Source organism: Cupriavidus sp. UME77 (assembly GCF_014170355.1).
GTDB lineage: Bacteria > Pseudomonadota > Gammaproteobacteria > Burkholderiales > Burkholderiaceae > Cupriavidus > Cupriavidus basilensis.
In genome coordinates this window covers 76,784-98,594 of the sequence record NZ_LZZU01000095.1, presented here as the reverse complement: position 1 = coordinate 98,594, position 21,811 = coordinate 76,784, and the positions used below count along the sequence as shown (strand labels likewise).

Annotated in this window: 17 protein-coding genes and 1 pseudogene; 6 read left to right on the top strand and 12 right to left on the bottom strand. The window is 66.2% G+C overall.

Annotated features, from left to right (window positions below; translation table 11 throughout):
* Positions 1 to 19 precede the first annotated feature (19 nt).
* Positions 20 to 427 (bottom strand): VOC family protein, encoded by a 408-nt coding sequence (locus tag A9975_RS36435; protein ID WP_183036971.1) that lies wholly within the window; start codon positions 425 to 427, stop codon positions 20 to 22.
* Between the two features lie 216 nt (positions 428 to 643).
* Here A9975_RS36435 and A9975_RS36430 point away from each other — a divergent pair, with 216 nt between their 5' ends.
* Positions 644 to 2,578: a sigma-54-dependent Fis family transcriptional regulator gene (locus A9975_RS36430; protein WP_255504258.1), complete on the top strand. Its 1,935-nt coding sequence runs from the start codon at positions 644 to 646 to the stop codon at positions 2,576 to 2,578.
* A gap of 28 nt (positions 2,579 to 2,606) precedes the next feature.
* On the opposite strand, the gene A9975_RS36425 is transcribed toward A9975_RS36430, so the two are convergent.
* The 4 genes from A9975_RS36425 to A9975_RS36410 all read right to left on the bottom strand — a co-directional run bounded on the left by A9975_RS36425 (position 2,607) and on the right by A9975_RS36410 (position 6,927).
* On the bottom strand, positions 2,607 to 2,999 hold the full coding sequence (locus tag A9975_RS36425; RefSeq protein WP_183036970.1) for a DUF779 domain-containing protein: 393 nt from the start codon (positions 2,997 to 2,999) through the stop codon (positions 2,607 to 2,609).
* Positions 3,000 to 3,095: 96 nt separating this feature from the next.
* A complete protein-coding gene (gene adhP, locus A9975_RS36420; RefSeq protein ID WP_183036969.1) occupies positions 3,096 to 4,124 on the bottom strand; it encodes an alcohol dehydrogenase AdhP in 1,029 nt (342 codons plus the stop codon).
* Positions 4,125 to 4,236: 112 nt separating this feature from the next.
* Complete coding sequence (gene adh / locus A9975_RS36415) at positions 4,237 to 5,757, bottom strand: aldehyde dehydrogenase (RefSeq protein WP_183036968.1); 1,521 nt, start codon at positions 5,755 to 5,757, stop codon at positions 4,237 to 4,239.
* A 222-nt stretch (positions 5,758 to 5,979) separates the two neighbouring features.
* On the bottom strand, positions 5,980 to 6,927 hold the full coding sequence (locus tag A9975_RS36410; RefSeq protein ID WP_183036967.1) for a LysR family transcriptional regulator: 948 nt from the start codon (positions 6,925 to 6,927) through the stop codon (positions 5,980 to 5,982).
* A 116-nt stretch (positions 6,928 to 7,043) separates the two neighbouring features.
* On the opposite strand from A9975_RS36410, the gene A9975_RS36405 reads away from it, so the two are divergent.
* Positions 7,044 to 10,604 (top strand): indolepyruvate ferredoxin oxidoreductase family protein, encoded by a 3,561-nt coding sequence (locus A9975_RS36405; RefSeq protein WP_183036966.1) that lies wholly within the window; start codon positions 7,044 to 7,046, stop codon positions 10,602 to 10,604.
* Between the two features lie 86 nt (positions 10,605 to 10,690).
* On the opposite strand, the gene A9975_RS36400 is transcribed toward A9975_RS36405, so the two are convergent.
* Positions 10,691 to 11,008 carry a YnfA family protein gene (locus A9975_RS36400; RefSeq protein WP_043356543.1) on the bottom strand — a complete coding sequence of 106 codons (318 nt, stop codon included), beginning with the start codon at positions 11,006 to 11,008 and terminating at the stop codon, positions 10,691 to 10,693.
* A complete protein-coding gene (locus A9975_RS36395; protein ID WP_183036965.1) occupies positions 11,005 to 12,000 on the bottom strand; it encodes a 5'-nucleotidase in 996 nt (331 codons plus the stop codon). Before A9975_RS36395 ends, A9975_RS36400 begins: the two co-directional genes overlap by 4 nt.
* Positions 12,001 to 12,204: 204 nt before the next feature.
* On the opposite strand from A9975_RS36395, the gene A9975_RS36390 reads away from it, so the two are divergent.
* Both A9975_RS36390 and A9975_RS36385 read left to right on the top strand, forming a co-directional pair.
* Positions 12,205 to 12,753: a hypothetical protein gene (locus tag A9975_RS36390; RefSeq protein WP_183036964.1), complete on the top strand. Its 549-nt coding sequence runs from the start codon at positions 12,205 to 12,207 to the stop codon at positions 12,751 to 12,753.
* On the top strand, positions 12,750 to 13,247 hold the full coding sequence (locus A9975_RS36385) for a hypothetical protein (RefSeq protein WP_183036963.1): 498 nt from the start codon (positions 12,750 to 12,752) through the stop codon (positions 13,245 to 13,247). The genes A9975_RS36390 and A9975_RS36385 overlap by 4 nt, the downstream gene beginning before the upstream one ends.
* Positions 13,248 to 13,256: 9 nt before the next feature.
* Here the strand turns inward: A9975_RS36385 and A9975_RS36380 are convergent, their stop codons facing one another.
* On the bottom strand, positions 13,257 to 14,192 hold the full coding sequence (locus A9975_RS36380) for a LysR family transcriptional regulator (protein ID WP_183036962.1): 936 nt from the start codon (positions 14,190 to 14,192) through the stop codon (positions 13,257 to 13,259).
* Positions 14,193 to 14,315: 123 nt separating this feature from the next.
* Between A9975_RS36380 and A9975_RS36375 the strand changes: the two genes are divergently transcribed.
* Positions 14,316 to 15,836: a CoA-acylating methylmalonate-semialdehyde dehydrogenase gene (locus A9975_RS36375; RefSeq protein ID WP_183036961.1), complete on the top strand. Its 1,521-nt coding sequence runs from the start codon at positions 14,316 to 14,318 to the stop codon at positions 15,834 to 15,836.
* Positions 15,837 to 16,195: 359 nt separating this feature from the next.
* On the top strand, positions 16,196 to 18,871 hold the full coding sequence (gene mdeB / locus A9975_RS36370) for an alpha-ketoglutarate dehydrogenase (protein ID WP_183036960.1): 2,676 nt from the start codon (positions 16,196 to 16,198) through the stop codon (positions 18,869 to 18,871).
* A 375-nt stretch (positions 18,872 to 19,246) separates the two neighbouring features.
* On the opposite strand, the pseudogene A9975_RS36365 reads toward mdeB, so the two are convergent.
* The 4 genes and pseudogenes from A9975_RS36365 to A9975_RS36350 form a co-directional block, all read right to left on the bottom strand.
* A pseudogene (locus A9975_RS36365) lies at positions 19,247 to 19,612 on the bottom strand (transposase); the annotation flags it as partial.
* A 195-nt stretch (positions 19,613 to 19,807) separates the two neighbouring features.
* Positions 19,808 to 20,620: a hypothetical protein gene (locus tag A9975_RS36360; protein ID WP_183036959.1), complete on the bottom strand. Its 813-nt coding sequence runs from the start codon at positions 20,618 to 20,620 to the stop codon at positions 19,808 to 19,810.
* 37 nt (positions 20,621 to 20,657) lie between these two features.
* Positions 20,658 to 21,473: a hypothetical protein gene (locus tag A9975_RS36355; protein WP_183036958.1), complete on the bottom strand. Its 816-nt coding sequence runs from the start codon at positions 21,471 to 21,473 to the stop codon at positions 20,658 to 20,660.
* A gap of 132 nt (positions 21,474 to 21,605) precedes the next feature.
* The gene (locus tag A9975_RS36350) at positions 21,606 to 21,782 is read right to left on the bottom strand and encodes a hypothetical protein (protein WP_183036957.1); all 177 of its coding nucleotides are present in this window, start codon (positions 21,780 to 21,782) and stop codon (positions 21,606 to 21,608) included.
* Between the last annotated feature and the right edge of the window lie 29 nt (positions 21,783 to 21,811).

The following is a 21,811-nucleotide window of genomic DNA, read 5'->3' as shown; positions in this document are numbered from 1 at the left end:
TGGGCGCCGCATCCGGCGCTCAGCGTGCTGGATAGGCCGCCACTTCGATCAGGTTCCCGTCCGGGTCCCGGCAATAGACCGAGGTCATCGGGCCAAGCGCGCCGGTGCGCGCCGCCGGTCCCGCCTCGATCGGCACATGGTGCGCAATCCAGTGCGCGATCACGCTCTCCAGCGTGTTGTGGGTGATAAAGCAGAGATCGTCGCTGCCGGTGGTCGGGTGAACGCCGGTGAACCACGCCACGGTGTCCGTATCGATCGGGCGCAGGTTGATCTTCTGCTGGCCGAAGCGCACCGAGACCCGTTTGCCGGTGCGCGACTCGAAGTCCTCGCGCTGCATGCCCAGCACGCTCTCGTACCACGCCGCGCTGGTCTCCACGTCCTTCACATTCAGGACGATATGGTCGAAGCGATCTATCACAATGCTCATCGTGCGCCCCTCGAGGGAGTGAAACGGGAGAGGCCGGGCGCGCAGCGCGCGTGCGGCAAACATGTACTTTACACCCGACTTCCGGGTGGTGCGTGCGCGTTGCGCGGCCGGCATGTGATAAGGTTTGGCGGCAAGGTCGCCATGCCGCCAGACAGGCCGGCACGATAGACGGCCTGACCCGGCCACGCCGGGATCCAGAACAGGAGACCTGCCGCCATGAGCAGCACGCTTGCCAGCCACGCCGCAATGCCGGACGCCGATCCGGAGCGCCGCATCCTGATTGCCCGCGCGCACGCGCGCTCCACCGGTTTCGGCCTCGAAGCCACCCATGCGGCGGACTATCAATCGCTGGGCACGCGCGCGCTGCACGAACTGGTCGACGCCAACCAGATGCTGTACAAGCACGCGCTGCCGGTCATGGAAACCCTGCACGCGCAGATCGCCAATACCGAGAGCATGGTGCTGCTGACCGACAGCGGCGGCGTGATCCTGCACAGCCTGGGCGACGGCGATTTTGCCGACCGGGCCAGGCGCGTGGCCTTGGCCCCGGGCGTCTCGTGGGCGGAGTCGAGCAAGGGCACCAACGCCATCGGCACGGCGCTGGCCGAGGCCCGGCCAGCGGTGGTCCATGCCGACGAGCATTTCCTGCGTGCCAACCGTACCCTGACCTGTTCCTGCGCACCGATCTCCGGGCCGTTTGGCCAGGTGCTGGGGGCGCTCGACGTCAGCGGCGATCATCGCGGCTTCCACAAGCACACCATGGCGCTGGTGCGCATGTCGGCGCAGATGATCGAGAACCATCTGTTCTCCACGCATTTCACCGATGCCGCGCTGGTGCGCTTTCATGCGCGCCCGGAGTTCGTCGGCACGCTGTTCGAAGGCATGGCGGCGTTCGCGGCCGATGGCACCTTCCTGGCGGCCAACCGCAGCGGGCTGTTCCAGCTCGGCTTGTCGCCCGATACGCTGAACCGCCAGAGTTTTGCCGCCTTGTTCGGCATGCCGCTGGGCACCGCGCTCAAAGAGGGCGTCGATGCGTCGGGCCAGTTGTTGACATTGACCCTGCCAAGCCGTGTGCTCGTGTTCGCGCGGATGTCGCTGTTCGCGCCGCCGCGCCGCGCGCAGGCCGCGCGTGCCCCCAAATCGGCGGCCACCTCGGCGCTGGCCGCTCTCGATACCGGGGACGCCCGCATGGCCGCCGTGCTGCAGCGTGTCGACAAGGTGCGCGGACGCGATATTCCCATCCTGGTGCTGGGCCGCACCGGTACCGGCAAGGAGTGGCTGGCGCGCGCCATCCATCGCGACTCGCCACGCAGCGCCGCGCCATTCGTGGCCGTGAATTGCGCGTCGATCCCGGAGTCCCTGATCGAGGCGGAGCTGTTCGGTTACGAGGACGGGGCCTTCACCGGCGCACGGCGGCGCGGCAGCCCGGGCAAGCTGGTGCAGGCGCACGGCGGCACCTTGTTCCTTGACGAGATTGGCGACATGCCGCTGGCGCAGCAGGTGCGGCTGATGCGCGTGCTGCAGGAGCGCGCGGTGACCCCGCTGGGCGGCGCCCACGCGATTGCCGTGGATTTGCGCATCATCTGCGCCACCCACCGCGACCTGCGCGCGATGATCGCGGCAGGCACCTTCCGCGAGGATCTGTACTACCGCATCAATGCGCTATCGGTGACGCTGCCGGCGCTGCGCGACCGCACGGACTTGCCGGTGCTGGTGGAGCGCATCCTGACGCAGCAACTCGCGCAGGCGGAGCAGGGCGAGCACGGCGATGCGCATCCAACCCGCGTTGCCGCGGACGTGCTGGCGCATTTTCAGCGCCATCCCTGGCCGGGCAACCTGCGCCAGATGGTCAACGTGCTGCGCACCGCGGCCATCATGGCCGAAGGCGAAGAAGAGATTCGCGCGGAGCATCTGCCTGAGGATTTTGAGCGCGAGCCGACGTTCGCGCAGGACAGGGACGCCGCGCCAGCCTTCATGCCCACGACGCCCATGATGCCCGTGATGCCAACCGGCACCCCCGAGCGCCTGCGCGACCGGGAAGCCGCCATGATCCACCAGGCGCTGGCGCGCCACGGCGGCAATGTCAGCCTGGCCGCGCGCGAGCTTGGCCTGTCGCGCAATACGATTTACCGGCGGCTAAAGCGCAGCTAATGCGCCGGTTTCACGTCATGCCGGCGCTTCACTGCGCCGGCTCGCGCTCCAGCTGCGCCGCCTCTTCATCGCTGAACAATTCGGAGCGCGTCAGGAACCGCAACCCGGTCGGCCCTTCCAGCGAAAACATCCCGCCCGATCCCGGCACCACGTCGATCACCAGCCGCGTGTGCTGCCAGTACTCGAACTGCGAGCGCGTCATGTAGAACTTCGCGCCGCCGATCTCGCCGAGGCAGACATCGGCCTCGCCAATGATCAGATCGCCATCCGGGTAGCACATCGGCGCGCTGCCGTCGCAGCAGCCGCCCGACTGGTGGAACATCAACGCACCGTGCTGCGCGCGCAGGCGCTCGATCAGCGCCAGCGCGGCAGGCGTGGCGACGACGCGCTGCACGGCGTCAGGTGACTGGGGGGCGGGCATCGTGCGGCTCCTTGCCTTCAGATGGCAACTTTAGATGGCAACGTCGGATGGCAACTTCGGATGGCAACTTCGGATGGCAACTTCGGATGGCAAACGTCAAGCGGCAAAGTCCATCACAACCCGGCCTTCGATATCGCCGGCGCGCATGCGCGTGAAGATCTCGTTGATCTCCTCCAGCGGCGCGGTGGACACGGTCGCCTTGACCGCCCCATGCGCGGCGAAGTCGAGCGACTCCTGCAGGTCGCTGCGGGTGCCGACGATGGAGCCGCGGATGGTAATGCCCTTGAGCACCACGTCAAAGATCGGGGTGGGGAAGTCTCCCGGCGGCAGGCCGTTGAGTGCCACCGTGCCGCCGCGCCGGACCATGCCGATCGCCTGGCCGAACGCCTTGGGCGAAACCGCCGTCACCAGCGCGCCGTGCGCGCCGCCGATCTCCTTCTGCAGGAACGCCACGGGATCGGTGGTGCGCGCATTGACCGTGACCTCGGCGCCCAGCTTGCGGGCGAGTTCGAGCTTCTTGTCGTCGATATCCACCGCCGCCACGCGCAGCCCCATGGCGCGCGCATATTGCACAGCCACATGGCCAAGCCCGCCGATGCCGGAGATCACGACCCATTGGCCGGGCCGCGTATCGGTGACCTTCAAGCCCTTGTAGACGGTCACGCCGGCACAGAGGATCGGCGCGATCTCCACGAAACCCACGCTGTCCGGCAGCAGGCCCACGTAGTTGGGATCGGCTACCACGTATTCGCCATAGCCGCCGTTGACCGAGTAACCGGTGTTTTGCTGCTTCTCGCACAGGGTTTCCCAACCTTGCAGGCAGTGTTCGCAGTAGCCGCAGGCGCTATACAGCCAGGGCACGCCGACGCGATCGCCTTCCTTTACGCGGCTCACGCCCGCGCCTACCGCCGAGACATAGCCCACGCCTTCGTGGCCGGGAATAAAGGGCAGGGTCGGCTTGACCGGCCAGTCGCCTTCGGCGGCATGGAGGTCGGTGTGGCATACGCCGGAAGCCTCAATCTTGACCTGGATCTGGCCGCGCCCGGGCTGCGGCACGGGCACTTCATCGATTGTGAGCGGGGCGCCGAACTCCCGCACCACGGCGGCTTTCATCATCGCTGTCATCTCGACTCCTGATTCTGTTGGCAAGGACGCCCGCGCCGCGCGGCGGTAAGCCGGCGGGGGCGGGCACCATGTCGATCATGTCATGGGCGCGAGCGCCCATTCTTGCGCTGTATCAAAAGAAGCCGAGCGCGTTCGGGCTGTAGCTCACCAGCAGGTTCTTGGTCTGCTGGTAGTGGTCCAGCATCATGCGATGGTTCTCGCGCCCGATGCCGGATTGCTTGTAGCCGCCAAATGCCGCATGCGCCGGGTAGGCGTGATAGCAGTTGGTCCACACGCGGCCGGCCTGGATGCCGCGGCCCATGCGGTGCGCGCGCGAGCCGTCGCGTGTCCATACGCCGGCGCCCAGCCCGTAGAGCGTGTCGTTGGCGATTTCCAGTGCTTCTTCCTCATCCTTGAAGGTGGTGACAGAAACCACCGGGCCAAAGATCTCTTCCTGGAAGATGCGCATCTTGTTATGGCCGGAGAACACCGTGGGCTTGACGTAGTAGCCGCTCGCAAGGTCGCCACCCAGCGCGTTGCGCTCGCCGCCGATCAGGCATTGCGCGCCTTCCTGCTTGCCCAGGTCGATATACGACAGGATCTTCTCAAGCTGCTCCTGCGAAGCCTGCGCGCCGATCATGGTGGTCTTGTCGAGCGGGTGGCCCTGCTTGATCGCCGCCACGCGCTTGAGCGCGCGTTCCATGAAGCGCTCGTAGATCGACTCCTGGATCAGCGCGCGCGACGGGCAGGTGCAGACTTCGCCCTGGTTCAGCGCGAACATGGCGAAGCCTTCCAGCGCCTTGTCGAAGTAGGCGTCGTCGGCGGACAGCACGTCCTCGAAGAAGATGTTGGGCGACTTGCCACCCAGTTCCAGCGTGACCGGGATCAGGTTCTGCGAGGCGTACTGCATGATCAGCCGGCCGGTGGTGGTCTCGCCGGTAAAGGCAATCTTGCTGATGCGTGTGCTGGATGCCAGCGGCTTGCCGGCTTCCAGGCCGAAGCCGTTGATCACATTGAGCACGCCCGGCGGCAGCAGGTCGCCGATGATTTCCATCAGCACCAGGATCGAGGCCGGAGTCTGCTCCGCGGGCTTGAGCACCACGCAGTTGCCGGCGGCCAGCGCGGGCGCGAGCTTCCAGGTGGCCATCAGGAGCGGGAAATTCCACGGGATGATCTGGCCGACCACGCCCAGCGGCTCATGGAAGTGATAGGCCACGGTGTCGTGGTCGATCTCGGAGATGCCGCCTTCCTGCGCCCGGATGCAGCCGGCGAAGTAGCGGAAATGGTCCACCGCCAGCGGCAGGTCGGCCGCAGTGGTTTCGCGGATGGGCTTGCCGTTATCGATGGTCTCGGCCACCGCCAGCGTGACCAGGTTGGCCTCGATACGGTCAGCGATGCGGTTCAGGATGTTGGCGCGCTCGGTGGTGGAGGTGCGGCCCCAGGCGCCCTTGGCGCGGTGCGCGGCGTCCAGCGCGGCGTCCACGTCCTTCTGGTTGGAGCGCGGCACGCGCGTGAAGGGCTTGCCGGTGACCGGCGAGATCGCTTCAAAGTACTGGCCATCGGCCGGGGACACCCAGGCGCCGCCGATATAGTTTTCGTACTGTTCCTTGTAGGGATACGCAACGCCCAGCTGGGCGATTTCCGCCATGTTCATGTCTGTCTCCGTTTTGTGCTGTGATGTCTGTCGTGCCGCGTTGTTCGCGCACAAGCATCCATCCGCAAAAGCTGTGCCTGGCGAACAGGGCGCAGCGAGAACGGCGAAACCACGTAAAACCTGGCGGGCAGGGGCTATGCAGGCGGCATCCAGTGTGCCGCGGTGCGCCAGGGTGTACCAATCTGGAACAGCATGTGGCGCCTTGGCACAGGGGGTTGCCGCCTAGCTGCCGCTGGCATGGATCAGGAACTCCCGCAGCGCATCGGCGGGCTTGTCCAGCTTGCGCCCCGGTTGCCATAGCAGCCCCAGCTCCATGTCCGGCACGCCTTCGGCGATCGGCCGCGCCTCGATCTGCTTGCCTTCCAGCGACCACGGGCGGTACACCATGTCGGACAGCACGGTCACGCCAAAGCTGTGCGCCACCAGCCCGCGCAGCCCTTCCATCGAACTGGTGCGAAACGCGATCGATGGCGCCAGCCGCTTGCTGCGCCAGTAGCGCAGCGTGGAGCGCTCGCCTTCATCCACCGTCAGCAGGATGTAGGGATGCGCCGCGATGTCCTTCAGCGTCAGCCTGGGCAACGCCAGCAGGGGATGCGACGGCGATGCCCATAGCTGGCGCCGCGAGCGGATCAGCGTGTGGTGGGCAAAGCGTTGCAGCCGCTCGATATTGGACAGCAACCCGATGCCAAGCTCGATCTCCCCGGCCAGCACCGCGCGCTCGATGCCGGGACGGTCCATGTCGTGCAGGTCGAAATCGATATCCGGGTAGTTGGTGCGAAACCGCGCCAGCAGGCCCGGCAGCAGGTAGCCCAGCACCGTGTACGACGCCGCCAGGCGCACCGTGCCGCTCAGGTTGTGCGCCTGGAAGCGCGGTTCGCGCAACGTGTCCTGCACGGCATCCAGGATCTGCCGGGCGCGCTGGTGCAGCCGGTGGCCCTCCGCCGTCAAGGCCACGCCGTGCGGCAGGCGGTCAAAGAGGCGCACGCCAAGCTGCTGCTCCAGCATCAGCACGGCATTGGTAATGGCCGATTGCGACACATGCTCGGCGGTGGCGGCCATGGAGAACTGGCCGGTCTCCGCCGCCGCGGCGAAATAGCGGAACTGCCGCAGGGTGATTTCCTTGGCGATGCGCTGCCCGCCGTCTTCCTTCCCGTGCCGCGCTTTCGCCATATGCCACTCCGCTATGCGATTTTCGGATACCAGCTCTCTGAATTCATGATTTTACGATATCGGCCAGCCTTCCTACACTCAGCGACAGCCCACAAGAGCACCCGGAGACAGCATCGATGAATGCCCCCCTATCCTCAGCCCAGCAAGAAGCGCTAGCGTCGGTTTCCCTTGACGATAAATACACCCTGGAAAAAGGCCGCGTGTATCTCAGCGGCACCCAGGCGCTGGTGCGCCTGCCCATGCTGCAAAAGGCGCGCGACCTTGCCGCCGGGCTGAATACGGCGGGCTTTATCTCCGGCTACCGCGGCTCCCCGCTGGGCGGCGTGGACCAGGCGCTGTGGAAGGCCAAGAAGCACCTGGCCGCCAGCGACGTGGTGTTCCAGCCCGGCGTGAACGAAGACCTGGCCGCCACCGCCGTGTGGGGCACCCAGCAGGTCAACCTGTTCCCGGACGCGACCCGCGACGGCGTGTTCTCGATGTGGTACGGCAAGGGCCCGGGGGTGGACCGCTCCATCGACGTGCTCAAGCACGCCAACTCGGCCGGCTCCGCCAGGCACGGCGGCGTGCTGCTGCTGGCGGGCGACGACCACGCCGCCAAGTCGTCCTCGGTGGCGCACCAGTCCGAGCACGTGCTGCTGGCCTCCGGCATTCCGGTGCTCTATCCGTCCAACGTGCAGGAATATCTCGACTACGGCCTGCATGGCTGGGCCATGAGCCGTTACTCCGGCCTGTGGGTATCGATGAAATGCGTGACCGACGTGGTGGAATCCACCGCCTCGGTGGAGGTCGATCCGGATCGCGTGCAGATCGTGCTGCCGGAGGACTTCGCCATGCCCGAGGGCGGCCTCAATATCCGCTGGCCAGATCCGCCGCTGGCGCAGGAAGCCCGCCTGCTCGACCACAAATGGTATGCCGCGCTGGCCTATATCCGTGCCAACAAGCTCAACCGCGTGGTGCTGGACTCGCCCAACGCGCGCTTCGGCATCATGACCGCCGGCAAGGCCTACCTCGACGTGCGCCAGGCGCTGTCTGACCTGGGCCTGGACGACGATACCTGCCTGCGCATCGGCATCCGCGTGTTCAAGGTGGGCTGCGTGTGGCCGCTGGACGCGCACGACGCGCGCGAGTTCGCCACCGGCCTGGAAGAGATTCTGGTGGTGGAAGAAAAGCGCCAGATCCTCGAGTACGCGCTCAAGGAAGAACTCTACAACTGGCGCGACGACGTGCGCCCCAAGGTCTACGGCAAGTTCGACGAGCGCGGCAACCACGGCGGCGAATGGTCGCTGCCGCGCGGCAACTGGCTGCTGCCCGCGCACTACGAGCTATCGCCCGCGCTGATCGCCAAGGCCATCGCCACCCGGCTGGAGAAGAGCGACCTGCCCACCGACGTGCGCGAGCGCATCGCCGCGCGCGTGGCGCTGATCGAGGCCAAGGAGCGCGAAGCCGCGCGCCCGCGCATCTCGGTGGAGCGCAAGCCCTGGTTCTGCTCGGGCTGCCCGCATAACACCTCCACCCGCGTGCCAGAAGGCTCGCGCGCGCTGGCCGGCATCGGCTGCCACTATATGGCGATGTGGATGGACCGCAATACCGACACCTTCAGCCAGATGGGCGGCGAGGGCGTGGCGTGGACCGGGCAGATGCATTTCACCGGCGAGAAGCACGTATTCGTCAACCTCGGCGACGGCACCTATTTCCACTCGGGACTGCTGGCGGTCCGCGCGTCCATCGCGGCCAAGGCCAATATCACCTACAAGATTCTCTTCAACGATGCCGTGGCGATGACCGGCGGCCAGCCGGTGGACGGCATCCTGACGGTGCCGCAGATCGCGCACCAGGTGCTGGCCGAAGGCGCCAGCAAGATCGTGGTGGTCACCGACGAGCCCGAGAAATACGGCGACGGCGGCATGCTGCCCGCCAGCGTGACCGTGCATCACCGCGACAAGCTCGATGAGATCCAGGTCCAGCTGCGCGATACCGCCGGCGTCACCATCCTGATCTACGACCAGACCTGCGCCACCGAAAAGCGCCGCCGCCGCAAGCGCGGCACCATGGCCGATCCCGCCAAGCGCGCGTTTATCAACGACGCGGTCTGCGAAGGCTGCGGCGACTGCTCGGTCAAGTCCAACTGCCTGTCGGTGGAGCCGCTGGAAACGCCGCTGGGCACCAAGCGCAAGATCAACCAGTCCTCCTGCAACAAGGACTTCTCCTGCGTCAACGGCTTTTGCCCGAGCTTTGTCACGGCCGAAGGCGCGCAGGTGCGCAAGCCGGCCGCGGCGGGCGGCAAGGGTGCGCTCGCCGATTTCAGCGCGCTGCCGCAGCCGGCGCTGCCGGTGCTGGAGCGGCCCTACGGCGTGCTGGTAACGGGCGTTGGCGGCACTGGCGTGGTCACCATCGGCGGCCTGCTCGGCATGGCTGCCCACCTGGAGCAAAAGGGCGTGACCGTGCTCGACATGGCCGGCCTGGCGCAGAAGGGCGGCGCGGTGATCAGCCATGTGCAGATCGCCCCGACCCCGGCCGCGCTGCACGCCACCCGCATCGCCACCGGCGAGGCACGGCTGGTGATCGGCTGCGACGCGATCGTCTCCGCCTCGCCCGAGGTCTTGTCCAAGACCCGGATCGACGTGACGGCAGCCGCCATCAACAGCGCCAATACGCCCACCGCCGACTTCATCAAGAACCCGAACTGGAAATTCCCCGGTGCCTCGGCCGAGCAGGACCTGCGCGCCAGCGTCGGCGACGCCTGCGCCTTTATCGACGCCAATGCGTGGGCCGTGAAGCTGCTGGCCGATTCGATCTACTCCAACCCGCTGCTGCTGGGCTTTGCCTGGCAAAAGGGCTGGGTCCCGTTGCGGCGCGATAGCCTCGTGCGCGCCATCGAGCTGAACGGCGTATCGGTGGAGAAGAACCTGCTGGCCTTCGACTGGGGCCGCTATCTGGCGCATCACGGCGAGGCCGCGCTCGCGGCGCAATTGCAGACCACGCCGCGTGCCCAGGTAGTGGCCATGCCGGAAACGCTCGATAGCGTCATCCGCCAGCGCGAAGCCCTGCTCACGGCCTACCAGAACCCGGCGTACGCCGCCCGGTACCGCGCCGCGGTCGAAAGCGTGCGCGCTGCCGAGAAGCGCGTGGGCGCCGACCCGCGCTTGCCGCTCGCCGAAGCCGTGGCGCGCAACCTGGCCAAGCTGATGGCCTACAAGGACGAGTACGAAGTCGCCCGCCTGTACGCCGACCCCGCCTTCCTGGACAAGCTGCGCGCGCAGTTCGAAGGCGAACCTGGCCGCGACTACCAGCTCAGTTTCCACCTGGCCCCCCCGCTGCTGGCCAAGCGGGACTCGCATGGCCACCTGGTCAAGCGCCGCTTTGGCCCGGCCATGCTGACCGCCTTCCGTCTGCTGGCACGCGCCAAGGGCTTGCGCGGCACCGCCTTCGACGTGTTCGGCAAGACCGCCGAGCGGCGCGCGGAACGCAAGCTGATCGAGGACTACATCGCGATGGCGCAGGAGTTCGGCGCGACACTGAATGCGGACCGGCTGGATACGGCGGTAGCGCTGGCGAGCCTGCCCGACGACATCCGCGGCTTCGGCCATGTCAAGGAAGCCAATATGGAGAAAGTGGCGGCGCGGCGGATGGCGTTGCTGGCGCAGTATCGCGGGGAGGCGGCGCGGGTCGCGGCCTGAGCGGTCGCGGGCGCAATGGTTGGCGGGGCGCGGATCGGGAGGGCGGGCGCTAGCCGTAGCGCAGGCGCTCCATCACGCTCCGCGCCTTAACGTGGCTGAAAAACTATCATCGCCATCCCGGCGATCGCCACCGCCACCCCCGCCAGATCCCAGTGGCTAGGCTTCACCCCATCCACCAGCCAGAGCCACAGGATAGCCACCGCAATATAGATGCCGCCATAAGCCGCATAGACCCGCCCGGAAGCATCCGGGTGCAGCGACAGCAGCCAGGCGAACAGCGCCAGCGACAGCGCGCCTGGCACCAGCAGCCACGCGCTGGCACCCTGGCGCAGCCACAGGTAGGGGAAATAGCAGCCCAGGATCTCCGCGCAGGCCGTGATGAGGTAAAGGGCGAAGGTCTTCATGCGGAGGCGGCGGGTGCGTTGCCGGCCTGGCTGGCGGCATCGGTGTCGTCGTTCCTGGCGCGCTTGCGCGCGGGCTTGCGTTTGCCGCCGCCCAGCTCTCCACCTTTGTAAGGCACCCGCCCCGACGGCACCACCGCCGACGCCAGTTCTACATGCCCTTCCTGGTCGTCGAAGAACATATGCGCGCCGAACGCCTGCAGTACCTGATCCTTGGGCAAGCCGCCGAGGAAAAAGGCTTCATCGATGCTGACGTTCCACGCGCGCAGGGTATGCACCACCCGTGTGTGCGCCGGGCTGTTGCGCGCCGTCACGATGGCGATGCGCACCGGGCATTGCCCGGGCGCGAAGTGCGACTGGATCTCCGCCAGCCGGAGCAGCAGCTTGGCGAACGGCCCTTCGGCCATGGCCTTGTGGCGGTGTTTCTGCTCATGCCGGATGAAGGCTTCCAGCCCTTTTTGCTTGAAGATCTGCTCGGACTCTGGCGAGAACAGCACGGCATCGCCGTCGAAGGCAATACGGATCTGGCCGGCGGGGGCGTGATAGTCGGCGGGCGCGGCGTACAGCTGGGCCGCGGCCACGCCGCCGTCGATGGCGGCTTGCACGTCGGTGGCCTCGCGCGAGAGGAACAGGTCCACCTTGAAGGCTTGCAGATAGCGCGAGATCGGTTCGCCGCCGGTGAATGCCGCGCGGGTGATGTCGAGCCGGTGGGTCTCGATGGCGTTGAACGCGCGCAGCCCGGTGTCAGGCGAATTGCGCGAGATCACCACGACCTCGACCAGCCTTCGGTCCGGGATCAGGTGATTGAGTCCGAGCAGCGCCTGCACCAGCGGAAAGGCCGTGCCCGGCAGCAGGGGTTCGTCCTCATGCTGGCGCTGGTAGGCGGAGTAGGTCGCCACCCCCTCGGACTGATAGATGCCGTTTTCGTGCTCGAGGTCGAACAACGCCCGGGACGAGATGCCGATGACGAGTTTGTCTGTGAGATCGTAGGCCATGCCGCAGTATAAAGGCAGACGATTCGGCGCTGGCGACGCGCCGGGCGGATGCGCCGCTCACCGGATGCATCCAGCGCACGCTGTCGTTCTTACAATCTTTGACATTTCTGCGCTTTGCGACGCAAGTGCGCGCGCGTATGCTGGCCCGCATTTGCGAATGCGCCGGCCATGCCGGGCATAGCCTTCCCCGATTTTCCATCCCCCATGATCACTCCTGATTCCCTCCGCGCACGGACCGGGACCGGCCTGCGTGGCCCGGCCGCGCTTGCCGCCGCGCTTGTCCTTTGCTTATCCGCCACGGGCTGCAGTTCCTTGCTGAGCGAGGGCACGGCGGCCGGTGCGGGCATTGCCGGCGCCAGCATTGCCGGTGCGGTGACGGACAACGCGGCGGTGGCGACCGGCATTGGCCTGGGTGTGCAGGCGGGCGCCAGGGCGGCCTTGCAGTACAGCCAACGCAAAATCCACGCGGCCGCGCAAGACCGCATCGCCATGGCCGCCGGCCCGCTGGCCGTGGATGCGGTAGCGGACTGGAAGACCGACCACGCCGTGCCGCTCGAGCCCGCGGAGCATGGCCGGGTCACGGTCAGCCGGGAGATCGGCGGCAAGTCCCTGCAGTGCAAGGAGATTGTGTTCTCGGTGGACGCCGAAGCGAAAGCCAGCGCGTTTTATATCGCGGCGATCTGCCGGGACGGCCAGACGTGGAAGTGGGCGTCGGCGGAGCCGGCCACCGAGCGCTGGGGGGCGCTGCAATGAGCGGCCCGCACCGGTTGCGGGTCATCGTGCCCGTGCTTGCGGCCGCCCTGGCCACCGGCTGCTCGTCGGTCGGCGACCTGACCGGCGCGGTGGCCGGCGTGGCGACCGGCGCGGTCACCGGCAACCCGGCCCTGGCCGCCGGCGTGGCCATCGGCGTCAGCGCCGCCACGGATGCCGGCGCCAAGTACGTCTTGCGCAACTGGCAGCAGGCGGAGCAGGACAGCATCGCCGCCACCATCGGCGCCATGCCGGTCGATGCGCAGCAGCGCTGGGAAATCCGCCACCCCTTGCCCTATGCCAACGAGCATGGCTGGGTGCGGGTGGTGCGCGTCATCCGCACGCCGCTGGCGGAATGCCGGGAGGCGCTGTTCTCGGTGGACGACGACGCCAGGCAACAGCGCGCCTGGTTCCTGACCACCGCCTGCCGGCAGCCCACCGGCTGGAAATGGGCGGCGGCGGAGCCGGCGGTGCCGCGCTGGGGCAACCTGCAGTAAGGCAGGGCTTCAGCCCATCGTGAAGCCATCCTTCAGCGTCTCGCGCAGGTAGTCCACAAACACGCGCACGGCGCGCGGCAGGTAGGGGCTGTAAGGGCGGATGGCGAACAGGTGGTCGCCGAAGGCCCCCGCCGGGCGCCAGTTGGGCAGGACCTTGACCAGCCTGCCGGCGGCCACGTCCGCCTGGGCGGTGAAGTCCGGCAGCAGGGCGATGCCCAGTCCGCCCAGCGCCGCCTCGCGCAGGGCCTCGCTGTTGTTGGCGGCAAAGCTGCCGTGGATGGCCACGCTGCGCCGGGGGCCAGCGCCGCGCAGCGGCTCGAAGCTCCAGGTGGGCGATTCGCCCCGCCGGAAGTAATGCAGGCAGGCATGCTCGGCCAGTTCCTCCGGGGTTTCGGGCGAGCCATGGCGCTTCAGGTAGCTGCGCGTTGCCACCAGCACCGTGTTCGTGCGGCATAGCGTCCAGGCGATATGCGTATCCGGCGCCACCGAGGCATGCCGGATTGCCAGGTCGAAGCCTTCCTGCGCCAGCGCGGTGAACTTGTCGGAAAACTCCATCTCGATCCGCACCTCCGGATAAGCCTTCAGGAAGGCCGGGATGCGCGGGACGATCTGCTGCCGGCCCAGCGCCACCGGCGCCGTGACCCGCAGCAAGCCGCGCGGCTCGCCGGCAAGATCGCGCACGCCTGCAAAGCTGCGCTCGATGTCCGCGAAGGCGTTGCGCGTGGCGTCCGCGAGTTGCTGGCCCGCTTCGGTCAGCCGGACGCTGCGGGTGGTCCGCTGCACCAGCGGCACCCCGGCGCTGCGCTCCAGTTCCGCGATGCGCTGGCTCATGGCCCCCTTGCTCAGGCCCAGGCGCACGGCCGCGGCCGTATAGCTGCCAAGCTCACCCAGCACGACCAGCGAGTAAAGGTGCGCCCAGTTGGGTTCTTTATTTTCGTCTTCCATCGCGGCATTGTTTACTTTGCTAAACAATGAGTCAAGCCGCGCGGCATTGATGGGGGCAGGGGCCGTGACTACACTCGTCGCATTGGCTAATCCCTCCCTCTCTCTTTCCTGGAAGGCAGCAACGTGACGACTCCCATCGCATACACCGAAGGCGGCCAGCTCGGCCACTACATCAACGGCAGCCGGGTTGCCAGCGCCAGCGCACGCGCGCAGGGTGTCTTCAATCCGGCCACCGGCGCCGCCGCGCGCACCGTGGCGCTGGGCTCGGTCGACGAAGCCGGCACCGCGGTTGCCGCTGCGGCCGCGGCCTTTCCGGCCTGGGCGGACACGCCCCCGATCCGCCGCGCGCGGATCATGCAGCGCTTCCTGCAACTGATGAACCAGAATCGCGACACGCTCGCGGCGATGATCACGGCGGAACACGGCAAGGTCTTTTCCGACGCGCAGGGAGAAGTCTCCCGGGGCATCGACATCATCGAGTTCGCCTGCGGGATTCCGCAGTTGCTCAAGGGCGACTACACGGACCAGGTCAGCACTGGCATGGACAACTGGACGCTGCGCCAGCCGCTGGGCGTGGTGGTTGGCATCACGCCGTTCAATTTTCCCTGCATGGTCCCGTGCTGGATGTTCCCGATCGCGCTGGCGGCCGGCAACACCTTCGTGCTCAAGCCCAGCGAGCGCGATCCCAGCGCCAGCCTGTTCATGGCGGATCTGCTGACAGAAGCCGGCTTGCCGGCTGGCGTGTTCAACGTGGTGCAGGGCGACAAGGTCGTGGTCGACGCACTGATCGAACATCCTGACGTCAAGGCGGTGAGCTTTGTCGGCTCCACCCCGATCGCCCAGTACATCAGTGAGCGCTCGGCGCATTTCGGCAAGCGCGTGCAGGCGCTCGGCGGCGCCAAGAACCACCTGGTGGTCATGCCCGACGCGGACATCGAACAAGCCGTGGACGCCCTGATCGGCGCCGGCTACGGCTCGGCCGGCGAGCGCTGCATGGCGATCTCGATCGCCGTGCTGGTGGGCGATGTCGCGGACAAGATCCTCCCGCTGCTGGCCGAGCGCGTGAAGGCACTGGTGATCGGCAACGGCATGAACGCCGAGGCCGAGATGGGCCCCATCGTCACGCGCCAGGCCCTGGAGCGGATCGAAGGCTACGTCGGCCTCGGCGTGGAGGAAGGCGCCACGCTGGTGGTGGACGGCCGCGATTGCCGCGTGCCCGGCCATGAAGCGGGCTTCTTCACGGGTGGCACCTTGTTCGACAACGTGACCCCCGCCATGCGCATCTACAAGGAAGAGATCTTTGGCCCGGTGCTGGGCTGCGTGCGCGTGAAGGATTTTGCCCAGGCCGTGCAACTGGTCAACGACCATGAGTTCGGCAACGGCGTGGCCTGCTACACCAGCGACGGCGGCGTGGCGCGTGAGTTTGCGCGGCGCATCCAGGTCGGCATGGTCGGCATCAACGTGCCCATCCCGGTGCCGATGGCCTGGCACGGCTTTGGCGGCTGGAAGCGCAGCCTGTTTGGCGACACCCACGCGTATGGCGAGGAAGGCGTGCGCTTCTACACCAAGCAGAAGTCGGTCATGCAGCGCTGGCCCGACAGCATCGGCAAGGGCGCCGAGTTCGCCATGCCGACGGCGAAGTAATTTTCGGGCAACTGCACCGGATGCATCGGGTCCGGTCAGTCCCGCTGATTGTGCAGTTTGGGGGTGGGCCTCATCAGGCGCGCTTTGCATCGAGCCACGCTGGAAGCACCCGGCATGATCATCGTCTCCGCCGGGTTTTGCCGCGCCCGGGCAATCGATAGGCACGCCGGCGATACGCCAAGCCCATCTGCCACCACTTGCAGCCAGCGTGCCAGTCTCCACAGCACGTTGCGCTGCCAGCCGCCCGGCCGCAGCACGCTACGCTGCCGGCGGCCGGCTTCGCCTGCCAATTCGGCAGCTTCTGCCGCGGTCTCCTCCCTACAATCCAATAAAGAGGAACAAAGCCCACGGAGACCGCAATGCATGCCCTGCCAAAGACAGCCGCCATCCAGATTGCCCCTGGCGAAGGGCACGACCCCGACGTTGAGGAAACCGGCGAATGGCTCGACGCCCTGGCCGGCGTCTTTCGCACCGGCGGCGCGGCGCGCGCGCGCTTCCTGCTGGAGCGCCTTGCCGAGCATGCCAGCCATCTCGGCCTTGGCGAACGGGCGCATCCGTACTCGGCCTACCAGAACAGCATCGGCGTGGGCGAGCAGCCGCGCTATCCCGGCGACCTTGCCATGGAGCAGCGGCTGACCTCGATCATCCGCTGGAACGCGCTGGCCATGGTGGTGCGCGCCAACAAGGCCTACGGCGAACTTGGCGGCCACCTGGCCAGCTATGCCTCCGCCGCCGAGATCTTCGAGGTGGGCTTCAATCACTTCTTCCGCGCCGACGATGGGGACCACAAGGGCGACCTGGTCTACTTCCAGCCACACTCCGCGCCAGGCGTCTATGCCCGCGCCTTCCTGGAGGGGCGGCTGTCCGAGTCCCAACTGGCGAGCTACCGGCAGGAAACCGGCGGCGGCGGCCTCTCCTCCTATCCGCATCCCTGGCTGATGCCGGATTTCTGGCAATTCCCGACCGGCTCCATGGGCATCGGCCCGATCAGCGCCATCTACCAGGCCCGCTTCCTGCGCTACCTCGGGCATCGCGGCATTGCCGACACCGCTGCGCGGCGCGTGTGGGGCGTGTTCGGGGATGGCGAGATGGACGAGCCGGAGTCGCTTGCCGCGCTCTCGCTGGCGGCGCGCGAGCAGCTCGACAACCTCACCTTCGTCATCAACTGCAACCTGCAGCGGCTCGATGGCCCGGTGCGCGGCAACGGCCAGGTGATCCACGAGCTAGAGGCGCTGTTTGGCGGCGCCGGCTGGCACGTCGTCAAGGTGGTCTGGGGCTCCGAATGGGATGCGCTGTTTGCGCGCGACACCAATCACGCGCTGCTGCGGCGCTTTGCTGCGATGGTGGACGGCGAGTACCAGAACCTCGGCGCCAAGGATGGCGACTACAATCTGGCCCACTTCTTCAACACGGACCCAGAGCTCAAGGCGCTGGTCGCCAGCATGAGCAGCGCGGATATCGATGCGCTGCGCCGGGGCGGCCACGACTTTCGCAAGCTGTACGCCGCATTCCAGGATGCGCAGGCGCACAAGGGCAAGCCCACCGTGATCCTCGCCAAGACCAAGAAGGGCTACGGCATGGGCGAAGCGGGCGAATCCCGCATGACGGCGCACCAGCAAAAGAAGCTCGATATCGACGCGCTGCGAGCCTTCCGCGACCGCTTTGCGCTGCCGCTGGACGACGATGCCGTGGCGGAGCTGCGCTTCTACAAGCCGGCTGACGACAGCCCGGAGATGACCTACCTCCATGCGCGCCGGCAGGCGCTGGGCGGCTACCTGCCAGCCCGCGCGCGCACCGCGCCCGGGCTGCGCATGCCCGAGCTGATGCAGTACGGCCGCTTCGCCATGGAGCCGGACGAGCGCGCCGTCTCCACGACCACCGGCGTGGTGCGCCTGTTCACCAACCTGATCAAGGACAAGGACGTCGGCCCGCGCGTGGTGCCCATCGTGGCCGACGAAGCGCGCACCTTCGGCATGGCCAACCTGTTCCGGCAGATCGGCATCTACTCGCCGGTAGGGCAGCTCTACGAGCCGGAAGATGCCGGCTCGATGCTGTACTACAAGGAAAGCCAGCAAGGGCAACTGCTGGAAGAAGGCATCACCGAAGCCGGCGCACTGGCGTCGTGGACGGCCGCGGCAACGTCATACAGCGTGAGCGGCGTCGCCATGCTGCCCTTCTATATCTATTACTCGATGTTCGGCTTCCAGCGCGTCGGCGACCTGATCTGGGCGGCGGCGGACCAGCGTGCGCGCGGCTTCCTGATCGGCGCCACCGCCGGGCGCACCACGCTTGCCGGCGAAGGCCTGCAGCACCAGGATGGCACCAGCCAGCTGATCGCCGCCACGGTGCCGAACTGCCGCGCCTACGATCCGGCCTTCGCCAGCGAAGCCGCGGTCATCATCCACCACGGCGCGCGCAGCATGCTGGAAGCGCAGCGCGACGAGTTCTACTACCTGACCGTCAACAACGAGAACTACACGCAGGCGCCGCTGCGCGAGGACGCGCACGACGACGTGATCAAGGGCATGTACCTTTTCGGCACGCGCGGCCCCGAAGGCGCTGCCACCGGCGTGAGGCTGCTCGGCTCGGGCGCCATCCTGCGCGAAGTCATCGCCGCCGCGGACCTGCTGGCAAGCGACTGGGATATCAAGTCAGAGATCTGGAGCGTGACCAGCTTTTCCGAGCTCGCCAGGGACGCCCGCGAATGCGAGCGCGCCAGCCTGTTCGCCAGCGGCGGCGAAACGCAAAGCCATTTGCAGCGCTCGCTGCCGGGCGCTACCCCGGTCATTGCCGCCACCGACTACGTGCGAGCCTATGCGCAGCTCATCGCCTCGTACCTGCGCGCGCCGTTCACCGCGCTTGGCACCGACGGCTTCGGGCGCAGCGATACGCGCGCCGCGCTGCGCCGCTACTTCGAGATCGACCGCTACCACGTGGCGATTGCCGCGCTGCGGTCGATTTCTCCGGCGCTGCATGCCAAGGGGCTGGAGCGCTATGGCGTGAGCACGAAGGTGGAGGCGCCCTGGGCGCGTTAAGGCAGCGCCTTGGCGATAGCCGCCAGAAAGTCTGTCGCATCCTCAACGCCCGCACCTACGGACACCGCCTGCATGACCAGCGTCAGCCGGTCGAGGAAGCGGCGCGCCGCCGCGCAGCATTCTGCGCGATCTGCTGCGCGTTGTCGCAGGCGGCCTCGATCTCGGTCCCCGCGTATGTTTGCGCATCGCGCGGGGATCAACGTACGTCGCCATCTTGATCAACGCTCGACTGAGCTGAACTGGGGTGAGGAGGTCATTGGCCTGCCACACCTCGGGTGGTACCGCGATCACCATGTCTATTCGCAGATCGCGGGAATCGAAGGCAGGAAATACGGTCAATGCACCCAAGGATCTCCCATTGTTCACTAAGTGTCGCTAACAAAACTGCTCAACGAATCGGGAGCAGATAACAGCGCAGGCAAGCGTGAGCAGAGCGAGATGGATATCGAGGCGACGCTCGGAGCGAATGCGCAGCTTACCAAGCGCAGCAAGCCAGGCATGCGTGCGCTCCACAACCCAGCGATGTTTGCCGAGCCGGTCGTTCTTCTCGATGCCGCGGCGGGCGATTCGTGGGCCGATGCCTCGCTTGCGCAAATGCCGACGACACCGTGCGAAGTCATACCCCTTGTCGGCGTGGAGCTTGTCCGGGCGGCTTCGCGGTCGGCCGGACAGGCCAGGCACGGACGGAATCGCATCGACCAAGTCCTCGAAGACAACCGAGTCGTGCCGATTGGCGCCGATCCCGCGCGCACGACAAGGAAGCCATCGCTGCCGTGCTGGTGGACCTGTGCAAGCGCTGGAACCTGAGTGCACCGCGGAGGCGGCTTGAGGCAGGGCGTTGCCGTCTCTCAGGAGGAGTATCTCCACTGGCCTGCGCGGCAAAGCGAAGCGGGGTTGGCTTTTCGCTGTGGTTGAAAGCGGCGATACGACTGGCCATTAGCCGTTTGGGTATTCCTGGGCGATCAGATTCGTGCGCAAAGTCGCGAACTGATTGGTCATGTCGCTAAGCAGGTAGAGATCGCGACGACGGTTTGCGGGCTGTGAAGCCTGGGAATCGTAGTTGACAGGCAGCGTGATCTCCTTCGCGGCATAAGCACTCATACCGCGTGCGCTCGAAGTCTGTATAGCTCGCTTGGCTTGATCCCGATGTGTGACGATAGCCACCGTACCCATTGCCGCTGCTTTTCCTTCAAGCGCGACAACGGCTGCCGCTACGTTATCGAGAGTTGGATAGGTGATCGTGCCATTGCTTGCGACGACGGGTGGCTTGACCGATTGAAGGTTCGCACTGTTCATCTGGTACTTGGACGTGAGCACGCTCGCCACTTCCCATTGTGCAAATACCATGACGGGCTTCAACTGGTAGAGCTTGTACACGGCATCTGCGATTTCTTCATTGATGGGACCCGGCGCCGGCAACGCGGACTGAGCCGTGCCGCTACTGGAGCCGCTTGCCGCATTGGGCCGATCACCAAAGCTGTAGGCGACGATAGCGTTGACCTGAACCGCGGGGATCAAAGGAAGGTCCCAGGTGAAGAAGATGTCTTGCAAATAGGGGACTTCCGTGTTGACAGTCGTCGGATCGTTCAGTTCTACGTTCAGTTTTCCGATCATCTGCCGCGCGAGTTCGGCATCGGAAACTGGCGTGTCGGCTGCCATGGCATTCGCGCTGGCGCCCAATGCTGCTGTCATGAATGGCAGCGCAGCAGCGGCTGGCGAGGAAAGTAGAAACTTGCGGCGTGTTGACATGATTTGACTGGGTATCCGTGGAGAGGGGTGCTGCGGTCTAGCCGTGGGGGTATGCCTGAGCGATCAGGGCTCCGGTCCTATCGGCCATTTGCGCATACATGTCGTGTACGAGGTAAATAGCGCGGTTACGCGTCCAGGGCTGCCCTGAAAGGGGATCGTAGTAAACGGGAAGCGTAACTTCTTTGACTGCGTGCGCGTTCATGCCGCGAGCCACGGATGTCTCTATGCAACGTTTCGCATGGTCGCGATGACCAACCACAGCCACGGTACCCATCGCCGCAGCAGTGCCGTGAAGGGCGACTATGGCGGCCGCGGCGCCATCGGTGCTCATGTACGTGATCGTGCCATCGCTCGCGATGATCGGCTCGATCGACTGTAGGTTGCTACTGTTCATCTGATATTTGGACACGAGAAAGCGCGCAATTTGCCATTGCGCGAATACCTTGACCGGCTTGAGCTGATAGATCTGGTAAACCGCGTCCGCCAGTTTTTCATTCATGGGGCCCGGATCGGGAAGTGCGGCCAGAGCGCCTGTGCTGGATGTGTTACCGCTTGCGGCATTGGGCCGATTGCCAAAGCTGTATGCGACGATGGTATTGACCTGATTCGCGGGGATCAATGGAAGATCCCAGGTGAAGCCAACGTCCATCAGATAGGGTGCAATGACACTGGCAGTCGTTGCATCGTTCAGCTCCGCGCTCAATTTGCCGATCATCTGCGCCTTGAGCTCGGCATCGGAGATTGGCGCATCTGCCGAAACACCGTCTCCGCCGCACGCGCTCAAGGTTGCGGCCAGAAGGGAAGCCGTCGCAGCTCCCGACGTGGAGAGAAGAAAGTTCCGGCGAGTTGACATGAATTCGACTGTCTTATTGAATTTTGAGAGCCTTCCACGTTACATCGCTCATGTGACTTGCCTGTGACTATACGATTGCAGAGCAAGCGTCAGCGGAACCCATCTATAGTGGACTTGACGCCCTCCGTTGAGTTAGCGTGCGAGTCGCTCTGCATCGCCAGTGGACAGCACCGCTTTTGCGGCCTGATACGCAAACACGGGCCCCGTCAGGTGACCGCCTTCGATCGAAGCCTCTGCGAAGTCTACGCAGAAGGTCATGCCATCGAGAATATGCGTGTCCGGCGGATAGATTTCGAGCTTCTCAACCATATCCATTTTCTCCTTTCCATTGCCTGAGC

Excerpts from the sequence above, each read along its gene's own strand:
- mdeB (WP_183036960.1), top strand. The coding sequence starts at position 16,196 with ATGCATGCCCTGCCAAAGACAGCCGCCATCCAGATTGCCCCTGGCGAA.
- adhP (WP_183036969.1), bottom strand. The coding sequence starts at position 4,124 with ATGACAGCGATGATGAAAGCCGCCGTGGTGCGGGAGTTCGGCGCCCCG.
- A9975_RS36395 (WP_183036965.1), bottom strand. The coding sequence starts at position 12,000 with ATGGCCTACGATCTCACAGACAAACTCGTCATCGGCATCTCGTCCCGG.
- A9975_RS36430 (WP_255504258.1), top strand. The coding sequence starts at position 644 with ATGAGCAGCACGCTTGCCAGCCACGCCGCAATGCCGGACGCCGATCCG.
- A9975_RS36355 (WP_183036958.1), bottom strand. The coding sequence starts at position 21,473 with ATGTCAACTCGCCGGAACTTTCTTCTCTCCACGTCGGGAGCTGCGACG.
- A9975_RS36380 (WP_183036962.1), bottom strand. The coding sequence starts at position 14,192 with ATGGAAGACGAAAATAAAGAACCCAACTGGGCGCACCTTTACTCGCTG.
- A9975_RS36385 (WP_183036963.1), top strand. The coding sequence starts at position 12,750 with ATGAGCGGCCCGCACCGGTTGCGGGTCATCGTGCCCGTGCTTGCGGCC.
- A9975_RS36360 (WP_183036959.1), bottom strand. The coding sequence starts at position 20,620 with ATGTCAACACGCCGCAAGTTTCTACTTTCCTCGCCAGCCGCTGCTGCG.
- A9975_RS36405 (WP_183036966.1), top strand. The coding sequence starts at position 7,044 with ATGAATGCCCCCCTATCCTCAGCCCAGCAAGAAGCGCTAGCGTCGGTT.
- A9975_RS36410 (WP_183036967.1), bottom strand. The coding sequence starts at position 6,927 with ATGGCGAAAGCGCGGCACGGGAAGGAAGACGGCGGGCAGCGCATCGCC.
- A9975_RS36400 (WP_043356543.1), bottom strand. The coding sequence starts at position 11,008 with ATGAAGACCTTCGCCCTTTACCTCATCACGGCCTGCGCGGAGATCCTG.
- A9975_RS36350 (WP_183036957.1), bottom strand. The coding sequence starts at position 21,782 with ATGGTTGAGAAGCTCGAAATCTATCCGCCGGACACGCATATTCTCGAT.
- A9975_RS36425 (WP_183036970.1), bottom strand. The coding sequence starts at position 2,999 with ATGCCCGCCCCCCAGTCACCTGACGCCGTGCAGCGCGTCGTCGCCACG.
- A9975_RS36435 (WP_183036971.1), bottom strand. The coding sequence starts at position 427 with ATGAGCATTGTGATAGATCGCTTCGACCATATCGTCCTGAATGTGAAG.
- adh (WP_183036968.1), bottom strand. The coding sequence starts at position 5,757 with ATGAACATGGCGGAAATCGCCCAGCTGGGCGTTGCGTATCCCTACAAG.
- A9975_RS36390 (WP_183036964.1), top strand. The coding sequence starts at position 12,205 with ATGATCACTCCTGATTCCCTCCGCGCACGGACCGGGACCGGCCTGCGT.